This is a genomic window from Mycobacterium talmoniae (assembly GCF_001854525.1).
Lineage (GTDB): Bacteria > Actinomycetota > Actinomycetes > Mycobacteriales > Mycobacteriaceae > Mycobacterium > Mycobacterium talmoniae.
Genome location: NZ_MLQM01000034.1, coordinates 2,749 through 26,066 on the forward strand (window position 1 = coordinate 2,749; position 23,318 = coordinate 26,066).

Annotated in this window: 24 protein-coding genes; 7 read left to right on the forward strand and 17 right to left on the reverse strand. The window is 70.3% G+C overall.

The annotated features are described in order from the left end of the window. The 3 genes from BKN37_RS30165 to BKN37_RS08965 form a co-directional block, all read left to right on the forward strand. The coding region (locus tag BKN37_RS30165; protein ID WP_278184941.1) for a PE/PPE C-terminal domain-containing protein at positions 1 to 353 on the forward strand (353 nt) is incomplete at its 5' end. Positions 354 to 400: 47 nt separating this feature from the next. Next, on the forward strand, positions 401 to 1,594 hold the full coding sequence (locus tag BKN37_RS08960; RefSeq protein WP_083341679.1) for a PPE family protein: 1,194 nt from the start codon (positions 401 to 403) through the stop codon (positions 1,592 to 1,594). 187 nt (positions 1,595 to 1,781) lie between these two features. Beyond that, positions 1,782 to 2,102 (forward strand): PE family protein, encoded by a 321-nt coding sequence (locus BKN37_RS08965; RefSeq protein WP_071024604.1) that lies wholly within the window; start codon positions 1,782 to 1,784, stop codon positions 2,100 to 2,102. A gap of 40 nt (positions 2,103 to 2,142) precedes the next feature. On the opposite strand, the gene BKN37_RS08970 is transcribed toward BKN37_RS08965, so the two are convergent. From BKN37_RS08970 to ftsY, 5 genes are all read right to left on the reverse strand, one after another. After that, complete coding sequence (locus BKN37_RS08970) at positions 2,143 to 2,418, reverse strand: hypothetical protein (RefSeq protein WP_131823554.1); 276 nt, start codon at positions 2,416 to 2,418, stop codon at positions 2,143 to 2,145. Between the two features lie 92 nt (positions 2,419 to 2,510). Next, positions 2,511 to 4,952: a [protein-PII] uridylyltransferase gene (locus BKN37_RS08975; protein WP_071024609.1), complete on the reverse strand. Its 2,442-nt coding sequence runs from the start codon at positions 4,950 to 4,952 to the stop codon at positions 2,511 to 2,513. Positions 4,953 to 4,988: 36 nt separating this feature from the next. Beyond that, positions 4,989 to 5,327, reverse strand: coding sequence for a P-II family nitrogen regulator (locus BKN37_RS08980; RefSeq protein ID WP_071024611.1), 339 nt, complete (start codon positions 5,325 to 5,327; stop codon positions 4,989 to 4,991). Continuing rightward, a complete protein-coding gene (locus BKN37_RS08985) occupies positions 5,233 to 6,708 on the reverse strand; it encodes an ammonium transporter (protein ID WP_095407032.1) in 1,476 nt (491 codons plus the stop codon). Before BKN37_RS08985 ends, BKN37_RS08980 begins: the two co-directional genes overlap by 95 nt. Positions 6,709 to 6,843: 135 nt before the next feature. After that, positions 6,844 to 8,118 carry a signal recognition particle-docking protein FtsY gene (gene ftsY / locus BKN37_RS08990; RefSeq protein ID WP_071024616.1) on the reverse strand — a complete coding sequence of 425 codons (1,275 nt, stop codon included), beginning with the start codon at positions 8,116 to 8,118 and terminating at the stop codon, positions 6,844 to 6,846. Positions 8,119 to 8,239: 121 nt separating this feature from the next. On the opposite strand from ftsY, the gene BKN37_RS29820 reads away from it, so the two are divergent. Next, positions 8,240 to 8,392: a hypothetical protein gene (locus BKN37_RS29820; protein ID WP_158260433.1), complete on the forward strand. Its 153-nt coding sequence runs from the start codon at positions 8,240 to 8,242 to the stop codon at positions 8,390 to 8,392. After that, the gene (locus tag BKN37_RS08995; RefSeq protein WP_242657162.1) at positions 8,389 to 8,697 is read left to right on the forward strand and encodes a Uma2 family endonuclease; all 309 of its coding nucleotides are present in this window, start codon (positions 8,389 to 8,391) and stop codon (positions 8,695 to 8,697) included. Before BKN37_RS29820 ends, BKN37_RS08995 begins: the two co-directional genes overlap by 4 nt. On the opposite strand, the gene smc is transcribed toward BKN37_RS08995, so the two are convergent. Genes smc through BKN37_RS09010 form a run of 3 tightly spaced genes read right to left on the reverse strand, consistent with a single transcriptional unit; the run spans position 8,694 to position 13,004 of the window. Further along, positions 8,694 to 12,293 (reverse strand): chromosome segregation protein SMC, encoded by a 3,600-nt coding sequence (gene smc, locus BKN37_RS09000; RefSeq protein ID WP_071024618.1) that lies wholly within the window; start codon positions 12,291 to 12,293, stop codon positions 8,694 to 8,696. The genes BKN37_RS08995 and smc overlap by 4 nt on opposite strands. Before the next feature lie 26 nt (positions 12,294 to 12,319). Further along, entirely contained in the window at positions 12,320 to 12,601 is a 282-nt protein-coding gene (locus tag BKN37_RS09005) for an acylphosphatase (RefSeq protein WP_071024620.1), read from the reverse strand. Then, positions 12,588 to 13,004, reverse strand: a complete 417-nt coding sequence (locus tag BKN37_RS09010) for an OsmC family protein (RefSeq protein ID WP_071024622.1) — start codon at positions 13,002 to 13,004, stop codon at positions 12,588 to 12,590. Before BKN37_RS09010 ends, BKN37_RS09005 begins: the two co-directional genes overlap by 14 nt. A 541-nt stretch (positions 13,005 to 13,545) precedes the next feature. Between BKN37_RS09010 and BKN37_RS28620 the strand changes: the two genes are divergently transcribed. Further along, the gene (locus BKN37_RS28620; RefSeq protein WP_165618309.1) at positions 13,546 to 13,788 is read left to right on the forward strand and encodes a hypothetical protein; all 243 of its coding nucleotides are present in this window, start codon (positions 13,546 to 13,548) and stop codon (positions 13,786 to 13,788) included. Between the two features lie 83 nt (positions 13,789 to 13,871). Here BKN37_RS28620 and mutM read toward each other — a convergent pair whose 3' ends face one another. The 4 genes from mutM to sepIVA are packed head-to-tail and all read right to left on the reverse strand — an operon-like array spanning position 13,872 to position 16,794. After that, positions 13,872 to 14,717 carry a bifunctional DNA-formamidopyrimidine glycosylase/DNA-(apurinic or apyrimidinic site) lyase gene (mutM, locus tag BKN37_RS09015; RefSeq protein ID WP_071024624.1) on the reverse strand — a complete coding sequence of 282 codons (846 nt, stop codon included), beginning with the start codon at positions 14,715 to 14,717 and terminating at the stop codon, positions 13,872 to 13,874. Further along, complete coding sequence (rnc, locus tag BKN37_RS09020; protein ID WP_071024626.1) at positions 14,718 to 15,434, reverse strand: ribonuclease III; 717 nt, start codon at positions 15,432 to 15,434, stop codon at positions 14,718 to 14,720. Then, positions 15,431 to 16,015 carry a YceD family protein gene (locus tag BKN37_RS09025; protein ID WP_071024629.1) on the reverse strand — a complete coding sequence of 195 codons (585 nt, stop codon included), beginning with the start codon at positions 16,013 to 16,015 and terminating at the stop codon, positions 15,431 to 15,433. The genes rnc and BKN37_RS09025 overlap by 4 nt, the downstream gene beginning before the upstream one ends. 41 nt (positions 16,016 to 16,056) lie before the next feature. Then, positions 16,057 to 16,794 (reverse strand): cell division protein SepIVA, encoded by a 738-nt coding sequence (sepIVA, locus tag BKN37_RS09030; protein ID WP_071024631.1) that lies wholly within the window; start codon positions 16,792 to 16,794, stop codon positions 16,057 to 16,059. Positions 16,795 to 17,053: 259 nt separating this feature from the next. Here sepIVA and BKN37_RS09035 point away from each other — a divergent pair, with 259 nt between their 5' ends. Next, positions 17,054 to 17,278: a dodecin family protein gene (locus BKN37_RS09035; protein WP_071024633.1), complete on the forward strand. Its 225-nt coding sequence runs from the start codon at positions 17,054 to 17,056 to the stop codon at positions 17,276 to 17,278. Between the two features lie 83 nt (positions 17,279 to 17,361). Here the strand turns inward: BKN37_RS09035 and coaD are convergent, their stop codons facing one another. From coaD to BKN37_RS09060, 5 genes are all read right to left on the reverse strand, one after another. After that, positions 17,362 to 17,838 carry a pantetheine-phosphate adenylyltransferase gene (coaD, locus tag BKN37_RS09040; RefSeq protein WP_071024635.1) on the reverse strand — a complete coding sequence of 159 codons (477 nt, stop codon included), beginning with the start codon at positions 17,836 to 17,838 and terminating at the stop codon, positions 17,362 to 17,364. A 73-nt stretch (positions 17,839 to 17,911) separates the two neighbouring features. Further along, positions 17,912 to 18,466 carry a 16S rRNA (guanine(966)-N(2))-methyltransferase RsmD gene (gene rsmD / locus BKN37_RS09045; RefSeq protein WP_071024665.1) on the reverse strand — a complete coding sequence of 185 codons (555 nt, stop codon included), beginning with the start codon at positions 18,464 to 18,466 and terminating at the stop codon, positions 17,912 to 17,914. Then, positions 18,463 to 21,846 carry a pyruvate carboxylase gene (locus BKN37_RS09050; RefSeq protein WP_071024638.1) on the reverse strand — a complete coding sequence of 1,128 codons (3,384 nt, stop codon included), beginning with the start codon at positions 21,844 to 21,846 and terminating at the stop codon, positions 18,463 to 18,465. The genes rsmD and BKN37_RS09050 overlap by 4 nt, the downstream gene beginning before the upstream one ends. Positions 21,847 to 21,857: 11 nt before the next feature. Then, entirely contained in the window at positions 21,858 to 22,487 is a 630-nt protein-coding gene (locus tag BKN37_RS09055) for a vitamin K epoxide reductase family protein (protein ID WP_242657163.1), read from the reverse strand. Next, positions 22,484 to 23,230, reverse strand: coding sequence for a DsbA family protein (locus tag BKN37_RS09060; RefSeq protein WP_071024640.1), 747 nt, complete (start codon positions 23,228 to 23,230; stop codon positions 22,484 to 22,486). The genes BKN37_RS09055 and BKN37_RS09060 overlap by 4 nt, the downstream gene beginning before the upstream one ends. Positions 23,231 to 23,318: the final 88 nt, after the last annotated feature.

Here is a 23,318-nt window from a genome sequence, read left to right on the forward strand (position 1 = left end):
AGGGGGGCTGGGCGGGCCGGGACGGGGGGGGGCTGGCGGGTGCCGCGCAGCCGGTGGCGCCCGCCGGTGCCGGCGGACCGGTGTGGGCCGGGGTCGCCCAGGCGTCCACTGTTGGCGGGTTGTCGGTGCCGCCCGGTTGGGCCGGGCAGCCCGTGTCGGCGGCCGGCACCGGCGCGGCGCGGCTGGCGGGCACCGGCTGGACCGCCGCCCCACCGACCGCGCCGACGGCGGCCCTACCGGCCGGAATGCCGTCGGTGGCATCGGCGGGACGCGGCGCCGCCAGCTTCGGCACCCCGCGCTATGGCGTCAAACCCACCGTGCTGCCCAAAGCACCCAAGCCAGTGGTCGTCTAGCGACGTCCGAGGGAATCCAGCTGCTCGGAGGAGGAGGGATCACAGATATGCCTTACGATTTCGGGGCGTTGCCCCCGGAGATCATCTCCGCATGGATGTACGGCGGGGCGGGGCCGGGTCCGCTGATGGCGGCCGGATCGGCGTGGAGCAACCTGGCCGCCGAATTGGAATCGGCGGCCACCGCGATCCAGTCGGTGGTGTACGAGCTGACCGGCGAGTACTGGCAGGGGTCGGCATCGACGGCGATGACCGCGGCCGTCACGCCCTACGTGGGCTGGTTGAACTCCACCGCGGCGGCTGCCCTGCACGCCGGCGCGCAGGCCACAGCCTCCGCGGCGGCCTTCCAGGCGGCGCACGCGGCCACCGTGCCCCCGCCGGTGATCGCCGCCAACCGGGCCCTGCTGGCGAGCCTGGTCGCGTCGAACATCCTGGGGCAGAACACCCCGGCGATCCTGGCCACCGAGGCCCACTACATGGAGATGTGGGCACAAGACACCTTGGCCATGTTCGGCTACAGCGCCGCCTCAGCCGGCGCCGGGAAGTTGACCCCGATGACCCCGGCGCCGCAGGTGACCAACCCGGCCGGGTCCCTCGCTCAAGGCGGGGCGCTGGCCCAGGCCGCCGCCAGTTCCGCCGGCGGGCTCCAGCAGGAGCTAGGGCAGGCGCTCACCACCTTGCAGGGCGCGGTCCAGTCCTTGGCCTCCCCGCTCTCGTCGTCGCCGATCTCCGGCATTGCCGACGGAATCGACCGATTTCTCGGCACTCCGTTGTTCTCGAACGCCATTAATGGCGGGGTGAACACGGCGGCTTGGTTTGTGATGAACACCATCCCGACCGCGGTCTCCCTGGGCCACACCTTGGCCAACGCCCCCGGAGCCGCCGTCACCGCAGAAGTTGTCGGCGCCGAGGGGTTGGCGGCGGGTTTGGCCGGATCGGTGGCACCGGCCGGCACCGTGGGGCTCGGCGCGGGACCGGTGGCCACCGCGACCCTGGCCCAGGCCCCCTCGGTCGGCGGGTTGTCGGTGCCGGCCACCTGGTCTGCGGCCGCCCCGACGGCCAGCGCGGAGGCCGCGACGCTGACCGGCACGGGCTGGACGGCCGCCGCCGAGGAAGCCACCGGGGTAGAAGCCGTCCCGGCCGGAATGCCGTCGGTGGCCACGGCCGGGCGTGGGGGCTTCGGCTTCGGAGCCCCCCGCTATGGCATCAGGCCAACGGTGATGCCCAAAAAGGTGCTCGTGTGATGCCCGCGCGGGACGCCATGAAATCCAGCATGCGGCCCCGACACAACCGCCGCACTATTGCGCACCTCAACACCGCCGTTGAATAGCCGCTAATCGTCGCCGAAGGCCTGCGTCTGCGGCGCACACATTCGCACCCAACAACAATTCCCCGTCACATGGGATTATCTTTCGGAAAGGAAATGTCGCCATGACCATACGCAAAGAAACGCTTTCCACAATCGCCGGAAATCTCCGTGAGACCGGCGCGTCACTGGCCGCTCACAATGCCGCGGCCATTGCCCCGACAATCGGGGTGCCGCCGGCCGGCGCCGACGAGGTCTCGGCGTTGCTCGCGATGCAATTCGCCATGCATGCTGCGGCATATCAAGCGGTCAGCGCCGAGGCCAAAGCGATGCATGACAGGGCCGTCAAGATCCTGGGCGCCAGCGCCGTGGGGCCGGAGCCGTCACCGCCGCCCGGCGCCGAGGACGGCCCACCGCCCGCGGGGGGCGCGCTCAACGGCGGCTAGGCCCAGCGCACCCGGCCGTTGAGCCGCGCCGACCCGGGGGTCAGGCGTGTCCGGAGTGTCGGGATTGGTTGGCATGCCGGTGGTGCACGGGACCGCAGTTGAGTCCGGCAATACAGCCGACCGGATAGCCGGCCAGGTAGGCGCCGGCGCCGTCGGGGGCGGTGCCGAGCGGCGTGGGGTGATCGGCGCCGGCCACCACACTCGCCACGACACCGAGGGCCACCGTAGCGCGGGCGGCGATCCGGCCGACGGCGCCGGGCGTTCGCCGTTGGGTTAAATGTTGCTTACGTGACCCGTCGTCACCCGGCCCGCGCATAGCCGCTACGGTACGCTGCGGCCGCCTCGAGCGGTCGCCACGACCCGCCGGACGCCTGCGGCACCGCCGGGTGGCGGCGCGGTGCGGCCGCGCTAGCTGGTCTGCTCGACCACGGCGCCGGGCAACACCGCGAGCAGCTCGCGCTCCACCGCGGCGCGCGCCGCCGCCGTTCGGGCCGGCAACTTCACACAGAACACGTCGCCCACCACGGATCCCAGCGTGGTGACTTTGGCCCAGACAATGTCCGCCGCGGCACGCTCCAGGGCGCTGGTCAGCCGGGCGAGCAAACCGGCGCGGTCGGTCGCGCGGATTTCGATCATCAGCCGGTCCGCCGGGCCGTCAAACCACAGCACGCGGGGCGGAGCGGCCCCACCCTGCACCGGCACCCCGGTGACCACCTCGCCGACGCGAGTGCCCGGCGCCTCGGTGTCGCGCCGCGCGAGCAGGGTGAAGACGTCGATGTCGCCGGCGAGCACCCCGATGAGCTGCTGACGCAACAGTTCGGCGGCGGGCGGCGATCCGAACTGCGGCGACACCACGAACTCGTTGATGGCCACGCCGTCGTGGATGTTCACCGACGCCAGGTGCACGCTCAGCCGGTGCAAGGCCAGCACGCCCGCGGCCTTCGACAGCAGGCCGCGCTGGTCGGGGGCGATCATCACCAGCTGGTAGAGGTGCTGGCCGGTGACCCGGTGCAGCCCCACGTGCACGCGGTGCACCGCCGCCAGCGCAAGGTACTCGGGGTCGATCGGGTCGGCACGCGGCAGCGGCTCACCGGCCATCACCAGCCGGCACCGCCGCACCAGCTCGGCGACCAGCGACGCTTTCCAGTCGCTCCACACCCCCGGGCCGGTGGCCTGCGCGTCGGCCTCGGTCAGCGCATGCAACACCTCCAGCAACACCGGGTCCGCGTCCAGCGCCGCGCAGACGGTGGCGACGGTGTCCGGATCGTTCAGGTCGTGCCGGGTCGCGACCTTCGAGAGCAACAGATGGTGGGCCACCAGCTTCGACAGCATCGCCACGTCGGACGGCCACAGGCCGAGCCGGGTGCCGATCTGGGTGGCCAAGCGCGCACCGATCACGCTGTGATCGCCGCCGCGGCCTTTGCCGATGTCGTGCAGCAATGCGGCGAGCATCAACAGGTCGGGCCGCGCCACCCGGGTGGTCAGAACCCGTGCGCGGCTGACCGTTTCGACCAGGTGGCGGTCGACCGTCCAGATATGGACGACGTCGCGCGGCGGCAGATCGCGGATTGCGTTCCATTCCGGGAACAGCCGACCCCACAGCCCGGCCCGGTCCAGCGTTTCGACGGTCGCCACCGTGCTCGGGCCGGCGGCCAGCAACACCAACAAGTCATCGAGCGCCTCGCGCGGCCACGGCGTGGGCAGTTCCGCCGCGGTGTCGGCCAGCCGGCTCAGTGTCGACACCGCAACGGGCAGCCCGGTCACCGCCGAGGCGGCCGCAACGCGCAACAACAGCCCGGGATCGCGGTCGGGCTGGGCCGCTAAGCCCGAGCGGGCCAGCACGACCTCACCGGCGTACTCGACCACGCCCTCGTCCAGCGGTCGGCGCAGCCGGGGCCGCACCGCCGACATGCCCCGCCGCGGCAGCGCGTTGGCGGCAATCCGCAGCCCGGCGTCGACCCGGTGGCTGATCGTGCGCGCCGCGTCGGACAACGTCCGCGCCAACTGGTATCGGTCGCCGACGCCCAGCGCGGCGCCGATCTCGTCGGCGTACTGGGCCAACAGTTGGTCACGCCCGCGACCGGAAACCCGGTGCAGTTCGGTGCGGATGTCCAGCAGCGTGCGATAGGCGCCGGTCAACGACCCTGCCGGGTGATCCGGCCGGTGCACCGCGAGACGGTCGGCGAGCTGAGCGACGGCCAGCGCATCGAGCAGTTGCACATCCCGCAGCCCGCCCCGGCCACATTTCAGGTCCGGTTCGGCGCGGTGCGCAATCTCTCCGCTGCGCCGCCACCGGGCGTGGGTGGCCTCGACGAGTTCGCGGTAGCGGGAACGGATTCCGATCCGCCATTGCTGCCGGATGCCGTTGACGAGGTCCGCCGACAACCGCGCGTCGCCGGCGATGTGCCGTGCGTCGAGCAGGGCTAGGCCCGCCGGCATGTCGGTATCGGCAACCTGCACCGCCTCCGCCACCGTGCGCACACTGTGGTCAAGACGAATATTGGCGTCCCACAACGGATACCACAGCAACTGGGCCGTCTGTTCGACGAGGTCGGCAGGCATATCGTCGTGCACCAACAGCAGATCCAGGTCGGAGTAGGGAAGCATCTCGCGGCGCGCCAACGAACCGGTCGCGACGATGGCGAAACCGCTGCCGGCCACGATTCCGATCTCGGTCGCCTTGGCGGCCAGCCACTCTTCGTGCAACTGCTGGCACGCCGCACGCAGCGCAGCCGAATCCAGGTCGGGCGGTGCGCTGGACAGCAGCATGTCCCGTGCCGTAGCCAAATCGGTGGCGGCGCTGGGTGTTCCCGCCACGGAGCGGGGCGGGAAGGGGCCGCGCCGTGTCATCGCCGCCCGGCTCGGATCACCCGCGTGCGGCGACCCTCATATCGCGTCGACGCCGCGTTCCCCGGTGCGGACCCGCACCACAGTTTCCACCGGGCTGACCCATACTTTGCCGTCACCGATCTTGCCGGTGCGTGCCGCCCGCACGATAAGGTCGACGGCTTTGTCCACGGCGAAGTCGTCGACCAAGACCTCGACCCGAACCTTCGGCACGAAGTCCACCGAGTATTCAGCACCCCGGTACACCTCGGTGTGCCCCTTCTGGCGCCCGTAGCCTTGAACTTCACTGACCGTCATCCCTAGGTGGCCCGCCTGCTCCAAGCCGGTCTTGATGTCCTCCAGCGTGAACGGCTTGACGATCGCGGTGATCAGCTTCATTTCCTCTTTCCTCTTCAGCCGGGTATGCCAGAACCGAACTGCCGACAACCGCGAAGTCGTAGCCGCCCTCGGCGTGCTGAGCTTCGTCGATGCCCGTGGCTTCATCCTCCACGTTGAGACGCAGCCCGATGGTATATTTCACGACCAGGGCCAAAATAGTCGTGCCGATCGCCGAGTAGACGAGAACGCTGAGCGCGCCGATGGTCTGGCGCCACAGCTGGTCGAAACCGCCGCCGTAGAACAACCCGGGCGACACCCCGGACACCCCGGCAATGGCTGCGGTCTCTGGTGCCGCGAGCAGTCCCACCAACAGGGTGCCGATCAGGCCGCCGACCAGGTGCACCCCGACGACGTCGAGCGAATCATCGAACCCGAACCGGTATTTCAGGGCGACCGCCAGCGCGCACCCCACCCCGGCTACCCCGCCGATGACCACCGCGCCGACGGCGTTGACCGAGGAACACGACGGGGTGATCGCCACCAGGCCCGCGACGATACCCGATGCGGCGCCCAGCGAGGTGGCGTGGCCGTCGCGGATGCGTTCGGTGAGCAGCCAACCGAGCATCGCTGCGGCCGTCGCGACGGTGGTGGTGATGAACGTCGAACCGGCGACACCGTTGGCGCTGAGCGCCGAACCGGCGTTGAACCCGTACCAACCGAACCACAACAACCCGGCGCCCAGCATCACCAAGGGCAGGTTGTGTGGCCGCATCGGCGTGGCGGGCCAGCCGCGGCGCCGGCCGACGATCACCGCCAACACCAAACCGGCGACGCCGGCGTTGATGTGCACGGCGGTGCCGCCGGCGAAGTCGATGGCATGCAATTTGTTGGCGATCCAGCCGCCGTGTGCGGCCGCGACCCCGTCGAACGCGAAGACCCAATGCGCGACCGGAAAGTAGACGACGGTCGCCCACAGCGCGGCGAACAGCACCCAGCTGCCGAACTTCAACCGGTCGGCGACCGCTCCCGAGATCAACGCGACCGTGATCACCGCGAACATCAGCTGGAACGCCACGAAAACGGTGTGCGGCACGGTGCCGACCAGCGGTATTGGGACCGCCGCCGTGGAGCCGGCGGGGTCGGCGGCCACGGCATTGACGCCGATGAGGCCCTTCAAACCCCAGTAGTCGCGGAGGCTGCCGACCACGTCGCCGACGTCGTCGCCGAACGCCATCGAGTAGCCGTAGAGCACCCAGAGCACGGTGACGACGCCCATGGCGCTGACGCTCATCATGATCATGTTCAAGACGCTCTTGGCGCGCACCATGCCGCCGTAGAAGAAGGCCAGGCCGGGCGTCATCAACAGCACCAGGGCGGCGCTGATCAACATCCAGGCGGTATCGCCGGTGTCCGGCACCCCCATGCTCGGGTATTGATCCACGCGCCTAACCCTCCTTCGCCGGAGCCATCACCGACCGACGGATGACCGATGAACTGGTCAAACAATGCTCAGTGGTTGTTTCGGCTCCAACGCAGACGCATGTCGCGGGGGTTACAGGATGCTCACCGCATCGGCTCAGCCCAAGAGCGCGTCGACGAAGGCGCCCGGCTCGAACGGCGCCAGATCGTCGGGTCCCTCCCCGAGGCCGACCAGCTTGACCGGGACACCCAGTTCCTGCTGGACGCGGAACACGATGCCGCCCTTAGCGGTTCCGTCCAGCTTGGTCAACACCACCCCGGTGATGTCGACGACGTCGGCGAACACCCGGGCCTGCGCCAGCCCGTTTTGCCCGACGGTGGCGTCCAGCACCAGCAGCACCTCATCAACGGACGCCCGGCGGCTCACTATGCGCTTGACCTTGCCGAGTTCATCCATCAGCCCGGTTTTGGTGTGCAGTCGCCCGGCGGTGTCGACGAGGACGACGTCGGCGCCGGTGGTGATGCCCTCGTCGACGGCGTCGAAGGCCACCGAGGCCGGGTCGGCGCCCTCGGCGCCGCGCACCACGTCGGCGCCCACCCGCGCGGCCCAGGTCTGCAGCTGGTCAGCGGCGGCGGCGCGGAAGGTGTCGGCCGCGCCGAGCACCACCCGGCGTCCGTCGGCCACCAGCACCCGCGCCAGCTTGCCCACCGTGGTGGTCTTGCCGGTGCCGTTGACGCCGACCACCAGCAGCACCGACGGGTGGTCGTCGTGCGGTAACGCGCGGACGGAGCGGTCCAGGTCGGGATGCAGTTCGCCGATCAGCACGTCGCGCAGCACCGCGCGGGCGTCGGCCTCGGTGCGCACGTCTTTGGTGGCCAGCTGGCCACGCAGCTGGGACACCACCGACTCGGTGACCACCGGTCCCAGGTCGGCGATCAGCAGCGTGTCCTCGACTTCCTCCCACGAGTCCTCGTCCAGGTCGCCGCCGCCGAGCAGGCCAAGCATGCTGCGCCCCAACGCGTTCTGGGATTTGGCGAGCCGGCCGCGTAGCCGCTCCAGCCGGCCTTCGACCGGCGCGATCTCGGCGACGTCGGGTAATTCCGGGGCCGGCGGCGCTGGCGGTGCCACGTCGGCTTCGGGCAGTTGGACATCGGCGATGGTGCGCTTGGGGGCGTCGCGCGGAATGGTGGCGTCGTCGCCGACGGCGGGCAGCCCGGAGGTGTCAATGCGCTCGGCCGGCTGGACCGGCGGGCCGCTCTTGCTGAAGGTGATCCCCGACGACGCGGTGTAGCCGCCGGAGCGGTCGAGGCTCTGTTGCGGGGCCGACAGGGTGATCCGTCGTTTCCGGTACCGGATCAAGCCGATGACCAGTGCGGCGATGACGACCAGGGCGGCGGCGACCGCTATTGCAATCCACAGACCTTCAGACACCCCGCCATTGTTTCAGGGGCTGCGCGCGCACCGGTTGTCGGTGCGGCCCGGCAGACTCCGAGGCAAACGCCGCTGCGCGTAATCTGCAGCTATTCGAGCTCCCGTCGGGAGGGGGTGGGCCGTGTCCGAGCTGGCAGATGATCTGCCGCGGGGTCTGTTGACCCTGCAGCAGTGGGATGCGCTGGAGGTCGCCCACACGCGGCGGTGGGAGCTCAGTGAGGGGACACTGATCATGTCGCCGCGGCCCCAGGTCGCGACCCGGACATCGTCGTGATCCGTGAACACGCGGTCGACGGACGTACTGTCCGGATTCCGGCGGCCGAGGTGGTGCTTGTCGTGGAGATCGTGTCGCCGGGCTCGCGCCGGATGGACCACGTGATGAAGTTGTACGAGTACGCCAAGGCCGGCATCGAGCATTACTGGATCGTCGATACCGAGGCCCCCGCCGGCGAGCGGTTTCTGGCTTACCACCTCGACGGGGAGGTGTACCGGCCGGTGGCGGTGCTCGACGGCGACCGGGTGCGGGTGCGGGAGCCTGCCGCCATGGAATTCACGCTGCAGGCGTTGACCGGCGGCTAGCTCGGGCTGCTGACCAGCTCCTGACCGCGGATGCGCTGCGAGATCACCGCGGTGATGCCGTCATCGCGCATCGTCACGCCGTACAGCGCGTCGGCGACCTCCATGGTCGGCTTCTGGTGGGTGATCACGATCAGCTGGGATTTGGCCCGCAGCATCTCGAACAACCGGATCAGCCGGCGCAGGTTGGTGTCGTCGAGCGCGGCCTCCACCTCGTCCATGATGTAGAACGGCGACGGGCGGGCCCTAAAGATCGCCACCAGCATCGCCACCGCGGTCAGCGACTTCTCGCCGCCGGACAGCAGCGACAGCCGCTTGATCTTCTTGCCGGGCGGGCGGGCCTCCACCTCGATGCCGGTGGTGAGCATGTCGGCGGGGTCGGTGAGCAGCAGCCGACCCTCCCCACCGGGAAACAGCGCGGCGAACACCTCCCGGAATTCGCGTTCGACGTCCGCGTAGGCCTCGGCGAACACCTGCAGGATCCGGTCGTCGACCTCGGCGACCACGTCCAGCAGATCCTTGCGGGCCGCCTTGACGTCCTCGAGCTGGGTGGACAGGAAGTTGTAGCGTTCCTCCAGCGCGGCGAACTCCTCCAGCGCCAGCGGGTTGACCCGGCCCAGCTCGGCCAGCTCCTTCTCGGCGCGTTTGGCGCGGCGCTCCTGGGTGGGCCGGTCGAACGGCATCGGGGCGGGCGCGGTGACCTGCTCGCCGCGTTCGCGGGCCTGCTCGTACTCGGCCATCTCCAGCTCCGAGGGCGGCAGGCCGACGTCGGGGCCATATTCGGCGATCAGATCGGCCGGCGCCATCCCGAACTGCTCGAGCACCATCTGCTCGAGTTGTTCGATGCGCAGCGCCGCCTGCGCCTTGGCCACCTCGTCGCGGTGCAGCGCCTCGGTGAGCGTGCCGATCCGGGCATTGAGCGTGTTGACCTCGTCGCGGACCGCGGCCATGGCCACCGTGCGGTGCTGGCGTTCGGCGGCCAGCTGATCGCGGGCCGCCGAGGCGGTGCTCACCACCTGGGCAAGCCGCTGGGCCAGGCGCCGGCCGGCCTCGGCCACCGCGGCCGCCACCGCCGCGGCGTGCTCGCGGGCCGCCCGGGCCCGCTGCGCGCGCAACCGGGCCTCGCGTTCGGCCGCGGCCGCCCGGCGCAGCGAATCCGCCCGCCCCCGAACGGCGTTGGCGCGTTCCTCGGCGGTGCGCACCGCCAGCCGGGCCTCCACCTCGGCGCCGCGGGCCGCCTCGGCGGCGGCGGCGATCTGTTCGCGATCCGCGGGCCCGTCGTGGACCACCTGCGGGGTTTCTTCGGCGTTGCGCAGCCGGGTCTCCAGCTCGGAAAGCTCGTTGACGGTCTGCGCGCGCCCGGTCTCCAGCTCCTCGCGCTGCCGCAGTTGCCGACGCCACTCGTCCTCGGCGGTGCGGGCCTCCTGCCCCAACCGGCCCAGCTGCTCGTAGATCGCCGAGATGGCGGCGTCGGATTCGTTGAGCGCGGCCAGGGCCTGCTCGGCGGCGTCCTGACGGGCGGCCTGCTCGGTCAACGCGCCGGACAGTGCCGCGCCCAGCTGAGCCGTCTGCGCTTCGGCGTCGACCAGCTCGGCGCGGGCCTTGTCGATCTCGCTGGTGATCTCCAGCGTGGACGGTTTGCGGTCCGAGCCGCCGCTCACCCAGCCGGCGCCCACCAAATCACCGTCGACGGTGACCGCCCGCAGCTGGGGGCGGTCGGCGACCAGATCCAGGGCGGCGGGCAGCCGCTCGACCACCGCGACGTGCGACAGCATGGCGGTCATCGCGCCGCGCAGCCGCGCCGGCGCCTCGACGAGATCCAGCGCCCACACCGCACCATCGGGCAGCGGTGCAGCGGAGGGCGGCGCGAGGTCGTTTGGGGTGGGCCAGTCCCCCAGCACGATCGCCGCCCGCCCACCGTCGGCGTCCTTGAGCGCGGTCAGCGCGGAGGCCGCCGCCCCCACGCTGTCGGCGGCCAGCGCGTCGGCGGCCGCGCCCAGCACCGCGGCCAACGCCGCCTCGTAGCCCGCGCGCACCTTCACCAGCTTGGCGACCGACCCGAAAAGCCCTGCGCCACTGTGGTTGGTGGCCAGCCAGGCGGCGCCGTCCTTGCGTTCCAGGCTCATCGACAGCGCCTCGATGCGGGCCCGCAGCGACGCCATCTGCCGCTCGGCGCCCCGCTCGGCGGACTGCAACTCGGCGACGCGTTCGTCGGCCAACCGCAACGCCGCCACGGTCCGTTCGTGCTGCTCGTCGAGGCCGACTTCGCCCTGATCCAGCTCCCCGACCCGGCCCTGCACGGTTTCGAACTCCGCCTGGGCGGTCTGTGCGCGGGCGGCGGCCTCCTCGATACGCGCCGAGAGCCGGGCGATGGCCTCGTCGGTGGACTCCACCCGGGCGCGCATGGTCTCCACCTGACCGGCCAGCCGGGCCACGCCTTCCCGCCGGTCGGCCTCGGCGCGGACCGCGGCCATATGCGCCTTTTCGGCTTCGGCGGCGGCGCGCTGGCGTTCGGCCAGCTCGGCGCCGGCGGCCTCCAGCCGGCCGCGGGCCTCGTCCAGCTCGGCCAGCAGCTGCCGCTCCCGGGCAGCCACCTCCTCGGCTTCGGCCTCCAACGCGTCGGGGTCCGGGCCGCTGCTCGGGGCCGGTTCTTCCTCCAGGTGCTGGGCGCGTTCGGTGGCGATGCGCACGGTGGCGCTGACCCGCTCGGCCAGCGCCGAGAGCTTAAACCAGGTCTGCTGGGCCGCTTCGGCCCGCTCGGACAGGCGGGCCAGGGTGGCTTCGTGGGAGGCCAGCTCCTCGGAGGCCACGCTCAACCGGGCGGCGGCCTCGTCGTGTTCGCGGCGCAGCGCCGCCTCCGCGTCGTGGGTTCCGGCGAACTCGGCCTGCCGGCTGACCAGGTCGTCGGCGGCCAACCGCAGCCGGGCGTCGCGCAGATCGGCCTGGATGGTCTGGGCGCGGCGGGCCACCTCCGCTTGCCGGCCCAGCGGCTTGAGCTGGCGGCGCAGCTCGGTGGTCAGATCGGTCAGCCGGGCCAGGTTCGCCGACATCGCGTCGAGCTTGCGGACCGCCTTTTCCTTGCGTTTGCGGTGTTTGAGCACCCCGGCGGCTTCTTCGATGAACGCGCGGCGGTCCTCGGGGCGCGACTCCAGGATCTCGGCCAGCTTGCCCTGCCCGACGATGACGTGCATCTCGCGGCCGATCCCGGAGTCGCTCAGCAGCTCCTGCACATCCATCAAACGGCAACTGTTGCCGTTGATTTCGTATTCGCTGCCGCCGTCGCGGAACATCCGGCGGGTGATGGCGACCTCGGCGTATTCGATGGGCAGCGCGTTGTCGGAGTTGTCGATGGTGACGGTGACCTCGGCGCGGCCCAGCGGGGCGCGCGAGGAGGTGCCGGCGAAGATGACGTCTTCCATCTTGCCGCCGCGCAGCGTCTTGGCGCCCTGCTCCCCCATCACCCAGGCCAGCGCGTCGACGACATTGGATTTGCCCGAGCCGTTGGGCCCCACCACGGCGGTGATGCCCGGCTCGAAGCGCAGAGTCGTCGGCGAAGCGAAGGACTTGAAGCCCTTCAGCGTCAGGCTCTTGAGGTGCACGACGTGCCAGACTACCGCTCGCGCGGCTACCGCTCGGTGAAGCCGGCGATCGGGTCGCCCACGGCCGACCAATCAGCGACGACGGTGTCGACCCGCCCGGGCGTCGCACCGCCCTGCAGCAGGTCCAGCAACCGCTGGCAGTCGGTCCGGGGTCCCTGCGCCACCACCTGCACCCGGCCGTCCGGACGGTTGGCGGCATACCCGGTCAACCCCAGCTCCAGCGCCCGCGCCCGGGTCCACCAGCGGAACCCGACGCCCTGCACCCGGCCGTGCACCCAGGCGGTGAGCCGGACGTCAGGTTCGGGCACGGTCGGCGACCTCGAAGGTGACCTCGGTGCCGGATTTGAGTGTGCGCCCCACCGTGCACACCTGGTCGATCGCCCGCTGCACCACGGTGAGCAGCCGCTGCGTCTCGGCCTCGGTCAGCCCCGAGAGGTCCAGCTCCAGGGTTTCGGCCAGCAGCGGGTAACGTTCCTGCTCCCGGTCGGCCGGGCCCGACACCCGCACGGTCGCGGCGTAGTCGTCGCCGAGCCGGCGGGACAGCGGGGCGTCGCTGGCCATCCCGCTGCAGGCCGCCAGGGCGATCTTGAGCAGCTCACCGGGGGTAAACACCCCCGCCACGTCCTCGGAGCCGACCAACACCTGCGCGCCGCGCGAGCTGTGCCCGGTGTAGCGGCGGACTCCGGTGCGTTCTACCCACAGTTCGGTCATGGGGACAGTGTGCCTTGCCCCGTTGGCGCCGAGGTCGACGGTGCCGAGCAAACGATCACTTGGAGCTCGCGCTCCGGCAGCCCTCGACGCCTACACGCCTTCGAATGCTGCTGTGCATAGCTGACTCGACATTCGCCGCGGCGCACCGCACAGTCGAGGTGCGCGCTTCGCGCGGGAGGGAGTTGGGGCTTTGCCAGCGCAGGCCTGGGTGACGTTGACGGTCGGACTCGTGGCAGCCGTCGGCGTCATCATCTCGTGGCACCAGAAGAACAGCGCCGACCGCCGGGGCAGAATGGTGGCGACGCACGGCCTGGGCTTTCGAGCGGACCTTCAGCACCAACGACGCCGAAGCAGGAATCGGCTGGAAAGTACTTGCCGCCATGTTGACGTCTAAACTCGCCACTGGTGGCGATTCCGACATTGTCCAGGTAATCGCCGAGCACGCGACGTTGCGAGACGACGTGCGCACCGCAGAGGGAGAACCATGACAGAGGCGACACCGGCGCGCAAGGCCCACGCGGACCCGCCCCGTAGTCTTTGGGTGCGCAGACTCGCGGCTCAAGCCGCCGTCGCCGCCAGCAAAAAGACCGGCCGCCCCGTCGACCCACGAGTGAAAAAGATCGCCGAACTTGAACTGACCGAATCCGACTACCCGGTCGACCCCTCGGCGCCCCCTCGTAGCCGCTGGGTGCGCAAGCTCGCTGCCCAGGCCGCTGTCGCCGCCAGCAAAAAGACCGGCCGCCCCGTCGACCCACGAGTAAAAAAGATCGCCGAATCAGGTTGACGCCGTCACCCGCGAACGTGCGCAATCCCGGGGTATTCCCCGGCATGTCGACCGGGGACACGCACGCTGACCGGAAAACGGGGTCACCCGCGCGGGCGGGGTTGGCATTTCGGGCAGTAAAACGACGAGCGGTTCATGAACTTCTCCCGGCGGATCACCGCGCCGCAGCGCCGGCACGGCTCCCCCTCCCGGCCGTAGGCGTCCAGCGAGCGGTCGAAGTAGCCGGATTCGCCGTTGACGTTGACGTACAGCGCGTCGAACGAAGTGCCACCGGCGGCCAGCGCGTCACGCATCACGTCGGCGGCGGCCGCCAGCACCGTCCGCAGCCGCGGGCGGGTCAAGGTAGCGGCGATCCGGGACCCGTGCACCCGGGCGCGCCACAGCGCCTCGTCGGCGTAGATGTTGCCGATCCCGGACACCACGCTTTGATCCAGCAGCTGGCGTTTGATCTCGGACTGCTTGCGCCGCAACGTCTCCACCACCGCATCGGCGTCGAACCGGGGATCCAGCGGGTCGCGGGCCAGATGCGCGACGGGTTGGGGCACCGCGCTGCCGTCGACGGTGACCAGGTCGGCCAACAGCCATCCGCCGAAGGTGCGCTGGTCGACGAAGCTCAGCGTGGTGCCGTCGTCGAGCAGCGCGGCGATGCGCAGGTGGTTGGCGTTGGGGACGGGCCCCAGCAGCATCTGCCCACTCATCCCCAGGTGCACGACCAGCGCCTCGTCGTCGAGGATCAGCCACAGGTATTTGCCGCGCCGGTCGGTGCCGTGGATCGTGGCCCCCAGCAGCCGCGCCGTCAGATCGGCCGGGCCGGCCTCATGGCGGCGCACCGCGCGCGGATGGTGCACCCGCACCGCGGTGATGGTCCGGCCCACCACATGGGCCTGCAAACCGCGCCGCACCACCTCGACTTCGGGCAGTTCGGGCATCTACACCGAGGTTTTCCCCGGTAGCGCGCTGTCCACGGCGTCGAGCGCTTTCCAGGCGGCGGCGGCGGCTTTCTGTTCGGCTTCCTTCTTGGATCGACCCACCCCGCACCCGTATTCGGTGTCCATCACGACGACGGTCGCGGTGAATTCCTTGTCGTGGTCGGGCCCGGTGGAGGTGACCGCATACGACGGCGGGCCGAGACCCCGGGTGGCGGTCAGCTCCTGCAGGCTGGTTTTCCAGTCCAGCCCGGCGCCCAGCGTGGGTGCGGTGTCCAGCAGCGCGCCGAACAACCGCAGGATCACCTCGCGGGCCGTCTCCATCCCGTGCTGCAGGTAGATAGCACCCAGCAGCGACTCCATCCCGTCGGCCAGGATGCTGGACTTGTCGGCCCCGCCGGTGTTGACCTCGCCGCGGCCCAGCAGCAGGTGGGCACCGAGGCCGTCGTCGGTCAGCGCGCGCGCGACGTCGGCCAGCGCCGCGGTGTTGACCACGCTGGCCCGCAGTTTGGCCAGGTCGCCCTCGGAGCGTTCCGGGTGACGCCGAAACAGCACGTCGGTGACGGTCAGGCCCAGCACCGCGTCGCCGAGAAACTCCAGCCGCTCGTTGGTCGGCAGGCCGCCGTGCTCGTAGGCGTAGCTGCGGTGCGTCAACGCCAAGGTGAGCAGCTCGTCGGGCAGGTCGACGCCGAGCGCGTCGAGCAGCGCCTGCCGGGTCACCGGTTCGGCTCCTCGGTCTCGGGGCCCAGCATCCCGGCCAGTTTCGCCCACCGCGGGTCGATCTGGTCGTGGTGGTGACCCGGTTCGGCGGTGGCCAGCGGGACGCCGCACTCCGGGCACAGCCCTGGGCAGTCCGGCCGGCACAGCGGCGACAGCGGCAGCTCCAGGCCGACCGCGTCGATGACGGGCTGCTCGAGGTCCACGGCGTCGTCGATCACCCGGCCGAGCTCGTCCTCCTCGGTGGTGGCGTCGGTGGCGCTGTTCGGGTAGGCGAACAGTTCGGTCAGCTCGACCTCGACGTGACCGGTGAGCGGGGTCAGGCACCGCGCACACTCGCCAACGGTGGGGGCGGCCACCGTTCCGGTGACCAGCACGCCCTCGGACACCGACTGCACCTGCAGATCCAGATCCAGCATCGCGCCCCGCTCGATCGCCACCAGATCCAAACCGATCCGCGACGGGCTGGGCACTTGCTCGCGCGTCGACAGCATCGCCCCGGGACGCCGCCCCAACCGCGCGATGCTGATGACGAACGGCGAGTGCGGATGCCGCTGGGTGGTCGCGCCCGGTTGCCTCGCCATACCGGCAATCTTACGGCGCGGCTAATAGGGCTCCGGACGGCTTATCGGGTGGCGTAGTCGTGGGTGCCGGCGGCGGTCCGCAGTTGGTGACGGCCCCGGTTGATGGAGCGCAACGTGCCGTTGAGGAACTCTTCGAACTCGGCCAGCTTGGCGTCGACGTAGATGTCGCATTCCCCGCGCATCCGGTCGGCCTCGGCGTGCGCCGAATCGATGAGCCGGGTGGCCTCGGCGTTGGCGGCGCTGACCACCTCGGTCTGGGAGACCAGCCGCTGCTGCTCCTTGATGCCCTCCTGGACGGCCTTCTCGTAGGCCAGGTTGCCGTTCTCGACCAGCCGGTCGCATTCCGCCTGGGCCCGGCTGGTGCTGGTGTCGTACTCCCGTTTCGCGGTCGCGCTGATGCGGGCGGCTTCGTCGCGGGCTTCGCTGACCATCCGCTCGCTGTGCTGGCGGGCCTCGGCCACCATCCGGTCGGCCTGCGCCTTGGCGTCGGCCAGCAGCCGGTCGGCCTCGCCGCGGGCGTGGTTGAGCAGCGAGTCGGCTTCGTTGGTGGCGGTGGACACCATGGATTCGGCGTGCTCCTTGGCGTCGTGCAGCAGGGAGTCGCGGGCGTCCAGCACATCCTGGGCGTCGTCGAGTTCGCCGGGGATCGCGTCCTTGATGTCGTCGATCAGCTCCAGCACGTCGCCGCGGGGAACCACGCAGCCCGCCGTCATCGGCACCCCGCGGGCTTCTTCGACAATGGCGCCCAATTCGTCCAGCGCTTCAAACACTCGGTACACGGCAACACCCTCCAGGCGAAGTTATTTGTTACTAGTGTGCCTGGTGTTGCTCCTGTGACAGCGCAGCGCTGGTCGGTGTGTCGGCGCACCAGGCCCGTTTCGCCCAAGCGTATCGCCAGGTCACGGCTGGGCAACGCGGGTTCGTCACACCCGTTGCAGCCGTCCCGGCCGTGACACGGCGCGGGGCGGCGGCGACACGGCGGGGCCAACGCCCGGTTTTCGCGGACAGGCTGGGGCCCGCTGCTTTAGGTTGAACCGCATGAGCGTCTACAAGGTCATCGACCTGATCGGCACCAGCCCGTCGTCGTGGGAGAACGCCGCCGCGGAGGCGGTGCGCCGGGCCCAGCAGAGCCTCAACGACATCCGGGTCGCCGAGGTCGTCGAGCAGGACATGGCCCTCGACGACAAGGGCGCGATCACCTACCGCATCAAGTTGCGGATCTCGTTCAAGATGCGGCCGGCCAAGCCCCGCGACGACGCCTAAGTACCCGCCGCCGAGATCGACGTTTTCGGGCGAAAAGTCGAGTGACGAGCCCGGAAACGTAGATTTCGGCGACGACGCCGGGCTCAGCGGCCCAGCTTCTCCCGCAGCCGCCGGTTCACCGGCTCGGGCAGCAGATCCGAGACGTCGCCGCCCATCGAGGCGACCTCCTTGGCCAGCGACGACGACACGAACGAATACCGCGGTGTGGTCGCCACGAAAAAGGTGTCCACCCCGGCGATGTGCTTGTTCATCTGGGCCATCTGCAGCTCGTACTCGAAGTCGGTGCCGGTACGCAGCCCCTTGACGATCGCGGTCAACCCGCGCTGCCGCACGAAGTCGACGACCAGCCCCTGCCCGGACTCGGCACGCAGGTTGGGCAGGTGCGCGGTGGATTCCTCGATCATCGCGATGCGCTCCTCGAGGCTGAACATGCCCTTCTTGTTGGGGTTGACCAGCACGGCGGCCACCACCTCGTCGAACTGCGCGGCCGCGCGCTCCAGGATGTCGACGTGCCCCAGGGTCACCGGGTCGAAGGAACCTGGGCATACCGCACCGCTCATCTACCCCGCTCCTCCTCATCGCTTCGCTCTGCATCGTCGCCGGGGGTCATGGCACGTGACGCTAGCAGCCCGGCTACACCAGCTCGGCCAGCTCCAGCCGGGTGTCGCCGTAGCGCCGCGACGGCCACGGCTGCCACCCGTCGGGCCAGTTCGCCGGCGGGCTGGACAGCCCGCGCTCCAGCACCAGCACGGTGCCGCCGGCGGCCCAGCCGCCGGCGGTCAGCGCGGCGACCATGGCCTCGACGTCGGCGGCACCGGTCTCATAGGGCGGGTCGGCGAACACCAGATCCACCGGCGACGCGGCGCCGCCGGCCAGCACCGCGGCCACCGCGCCGCGCCGCACTACCGCCCCAGCCAGCCCGAGGTCGGCGATATTGCGGGCCAGCACCGCCGCGGCCCGCGGATTGGACTCCACGAACAGCGCCGAGGCCGCGCCGCGGGACAGCGCCTCCAGGCCCAGCGCGCCGGAGCCCGCGTACAAGTCCAGCACCGCCATCCCGGTCAGGTCCAGCCGCGCGGCCAACACGTTGAACAGCGCCTCCCGCACCCGGTCGGTGGTCGGGCGGGTGCCGCGCGGCGGGACCGCGATGCGCCGGCCCCCCACGGCGCCGCCGACAATGCGGGTCAGTTCACCACCACCAGCAGATCCCCGCCTTCGACCTGGGCGGTGGCCGACACCGCGACCCGCTGCACGGTGCCGGCGGCCGGCGCGGTGATCGCGGCCTCCATCTTCATGGCCTCGATGGTGGCGATGGTCTGCCCGGCGTCCACGGTGTCGCCCTCGGCCACCCCGACGGTGACCACGCCGGCGAACGGCGCGGCGATGTGGCCGGGGTTGGTGCGGTCGGCCTTCTCGGCCACCGGAACGCTGCTGGCGATGCTGCGGTCGCGCACCAGCACCGGGCGCAGTTGCCCGTTGATGATGCACATCACCGTGCGCATCCCCCGCTCGTCGGGCTCGGAGATGGCTTCCAGCCCGATCAGCAGCTCCACGCCGCGCTCCAGGGCCACCCGGTGCTCCTCGCCGTGCCGCAGCCCGTAGAAGAACTGGTTGGCCGACAGCTGCGAGGTGTCGCCGTAGGTCTCCCGGTGCGCCTCGAACTCCTTGGTCGGGCCGGGGAACAGCAGCCGGTTGAGGGTGGCCTGCCGTTTCGGACCCGCCGAGGCCAGGATGGCCTCGTCTTCGGCCGACAGCGCCTGTACCGGTCGGGCCGGGCCCCGGCCGGCCAACGCGGTGCTGCGCAGCGGTTCGGGCCAGCCGCCGGGCGGATCCCCCAGCTCCCCGCGCAGAAAGCCGATCACCGACTCGGGGATGTCGAATCGCGCTGGGTCGGCGGCGAATTCGTCGGCGCTGATCCCGGCGCCGACGAGCGCCAGCGCCAGATCCCCCACCACCTTGCTCGACGGGGTGACCTTGATCAGCCGGCCCAGCACGCGGTCCGCGGCGGCGTAGCTTTCTTCGATCTCCTCGAAGCGGTCACCGAGCCCCAGCGCGATCGCCTGCTGGCGCAGATTGGACAACTGGCCGCCCGGAATCTCGTGGCGATAGACCCGTCCGGTCGGGGCGGGCAGCCCGGATTCGAACGGCGCGTACACCTTGCGCAGCGCCTCCCAGTACGGCTCCAGATCGCAGACCGCGCTCAGCGACAGCCCGGTGTCGTACTCGCTGTGGGCGGCGGCGGCCACGATCGAGCTCAGGGCCGGCTGGCTGGTGGTGCCGGCCATCGGGGCGGCGGCGCCGTCGACGGCGTCGGCCCCGGCCTGCCAGGCCGCCACATAGGTGCCCAGCTGGCCCCCGGGGGTGTCGTGGGTGTGCACGTGCACCGGCAGGTCGAACCGGCTGCGCAGCGCGGCGACCAAGGTGGTGGCCGCCGGTGCCCGCAGCAGCCCGGCCATGTCCTTGATACCCAGCACGTGCGCCCCGGCGTCAACGATCTGCTCGGCCAGCTTGAGGTAATAGTCCAGGGTGTAGATCTGCTCGTCCGGGTTGGACAGGTCGCCGGTGTAGCACATCGCGACTTCGGCGACGGCCGAACCGGTTTCGCGTACGGCATCGATCGCCGGGCGCATCGACTCGACGTTGTTGAGGGCGTCGAAGATGCGGAAGATGTCCACACCCGTCGCGGTGGCCTCCTCCACAAACGCCGAGCACACCAACTCCGGATACGGCGTGTAGCCGACGGTGTTGCGGCCCCGCAACAGCATCTGCAGACAGATGTTGGGCAGCGCTTCGCGCAGCGCGGCCAGCCGCTCCCACGGGTCCTCTTTGAGGAACCGCAACGCCACGTCGTAGGTCGCCCCGCCCCAGCACTCCATCGACAACAGCTGCGGGGTCAGCCGGGCGATGTACGGCGCGACCTTCAGCAGCCCGCTGGTGCGCACCCGGGTGGCCAGCAGCGACTGGTGCGCGTCGCGGAACGTGGTGTCGGTCACCCCGACCGCCCGGCTCTCCCGCATCCACCGGGCGAAACCCTCCGGCCCCAGCTGCACCAGCCGTTGTTTGGATCCCGGCGGCGGCGGGGCGTCCAGATCGATCTCCGGCAGCTTGTCGTGCGGGTACACCGCCGACGGCCGGGCGCCGTGCGGCTGGTTGACGGTGACGTCGGCGAGGTAGTTGAGGATCTTGGTGCCGCGGTCCGCCGAGGACCGCGCGGTCAACAGCTGCGGGCGCTCGTCGATGAACGACGTGGTGACGCGGCCGGCCTGGAAATCCGGGTCGTCGAGCACCGCCTGCAGAAACGGGATGTTCGTCGACACCCCGCGGATCCGGAACTCGGCGATCGCACGGCGGGCCCGGTTCACCGCGGTGGTGAAATCGCGGCCCCGGCAGGTCAATTTGACCAGCATGGAGTCGAAATGGGCGCTGATCTCCGCGCCCAGGTTGGTGCCGCCGTCCAGCCGGATGCCGGCCCCGCCCGGGCTGCGATAGGCGCTGATCCGGCCGGTGTCGGGCCTAAACCCGTTGGCCGGGTCCTCGGTGGTGATCCGGCACTGCAGCGCCGCGCCGTGCGGGGCGATCGCCTGCTGGCTCAGCCCCAAATCGGCCAGGGATTCCCCGGCGGCGATGCGCAACTGGGAGGAGACCAGGTCGACGTCGGTGATCTCCTCGGTGACGGTGTGCTCCACCTGGATCCGCGGATTCATCTCGATGAACACGTGGTGGCCGCGCTCGTCGAGCAGGAACTCGACGGTGCCCGCGCAGCTGTAGCCGATGTGGCGGGCGAACGCGACCGCGTCGGCGCAGATCTTCTCCCGCAGCGCCGGATCCAGGTTCGGCGCCGGCGCCAGCTCGACGACCTTCTGGTGGCGGCGCTGCACGCTGCAGTCCCGCTCGTAGAGGTGGATCACGTTGCCGTGGTTATCGGCCAGGATCTGCACCTCGATGTGGCGCGGGTTGATCACCGCCTGCTCGAGGTAGACGTCTGCGTCCCCGAACGCCGATTCGGCCTCCCGGCTGGCGGCTTCGATCGCTTCGGCCAGCGCGCCGATTTCGGTGACCCGACGCATCCCGCGGCCCCCGCCGCCGGCGACGGCCTTGACGAACACCGGGAACGCCATGTCGGCCGCCGCCGCCAACAACTCGTCCACCGACGCCGACGGCGCCGACGAGCTCAGCACCGGCAGCCCGGCCTCCCGTGCGGCCGCGATCGCCCGGGACTTGTTGCCGGTCAGCTCCAGCACTTCGGCTTTCGGCCCGACAAACGTGATGCCGGCCGCCGCACACGCCGAGGCCAGCTCGGGATTCTCCGACAAGAAGCCATACCCCGGATACACCGCGTCGGCGCCGGCACGGCGTGCGGTGTCGACGATTTCGTCGACCGACAGATAGGCCCGCACCGGGTGGCCCACCTCGCCGATCTGATACGACTCGTCGGCCTTCAAGCGGTGCACCGAGTTGCGGTCCTCGTACGGATAGACCGCGACGGTGCCCACACCCAGTTCGTAGGCGGCCCGGAACGCGCGGATGGCGATCTCGCCACGGTTGGCGACCAGCACTTTGGAGATCACAGGGCACCCCTTTAAATCAGCGTCGACCAGTAATCCTGAAATCGAATGAAAATCAACATGATCAACGCGATGAACCATAACGCAGTCAGCGTCCATCGCCACCGGTGCAAAACCTGCAAAGTTTTGTGTCCACGGATCGGTTGATCTGCAATAGCTGCGAACACCACCAGCAGCGGGATGGTGATCGACCACACCACCATGCAGTACGGGCACAGCGCGCCGATCTCATACAGGCTTTGGTAGATCAGCCAGTGCACAAAACCCGCGCCGACCAGTGTCCCGGTCGCCATGCCGACCCAATACCACTGCGGCAGCAGCACTTTCGTCACCGCCAGCACGCCGGTGACGACCACGACGGTGAACGCCGCGATCCCGATCAGCGGGTTGGGGAAGCCCAGCAGCGACGCCTGCGGGGTGACCATCACCGACCCGCAGGACAGCACCGGGTTGATATTGCACGACGGCACATAGCCTTTGTCGGCCAGCGACCGGATCTTTTCCACCGTCAGGGTCACCGAGGCGATCAGCCCGATCACCCCGGCGATCAGCACCCACCAGGCGCTCAGCGCGGCGACCGACACGCCCGGCGCCGGGTCGCCGGATACCTTGGTCGGCGCGGACACCGACACCGTGTCGGTCACGATGCCTGCCGGGCCGCCACCGACTCGAGACCCGGCACGTCGCCGACGATTTCCTTGATCTTGGCGACCAGCGCGTCCGGTGTCGACCACTTGTAGTCCGCGCCGTTGATCCGGACCGTCGGGGTGGCGTGGATCTCGGCGACCTTGGCCATGTTTTTGACCATCTTGAGGTATTTGCCGCTGTGAATGCAGTCCGGAACATGGCCGATCACGCCGGCCTGGCGGGCGATTTCGATCAGCCGGGTGTCGTCCGGATAGTTCCCGCCGACCTCGGCGGGCTGGATCTGCTCGGTGTACAGCGCGGTGTGGAACCGCCGGAAGGCGTCGATGTTCTCGTCGGCGACACAGTAGGCCGCCGCCCCCGCGCGGGAGGAGTAGTGGTCGCTGGCGGCCCGGTCCAGGATGCCGACCATGTGGTAGTCGGCGGCGATGGCCCCGATGTCGATGAGCCGGGACACCGTCGGGCCGAACGCCCGCTCGAAGTTGCCGCACGCCGGGCACAGGAAGTCCTCGTAGAACGTGATGACCGCCTTGGGCTCGCCGCTGTCGTCCTTGATCAGCTTCTCCGAGGTCACCCGCACCGCCCGGTCCCCGGTGGGCGGCTTCTTGTAGACGATGTAGCCGACCACCGCCACCGCGAAGATCACGACGAGCGCGACGAGGGAGATCTGGATGATCAGATTGCGCCGGCGACCGGCGGCCTGCAGGTCGAAGCGCGCGGGGCGTTTGGGTTTGTTTGCCACAGGTTCGCTGATCCTCGTGTACTGGTTGCGGGGACGGTCGCGGCGTGTGCCGACGACGGCGTTACCAGAGTACCGGCGCCGACCTGGC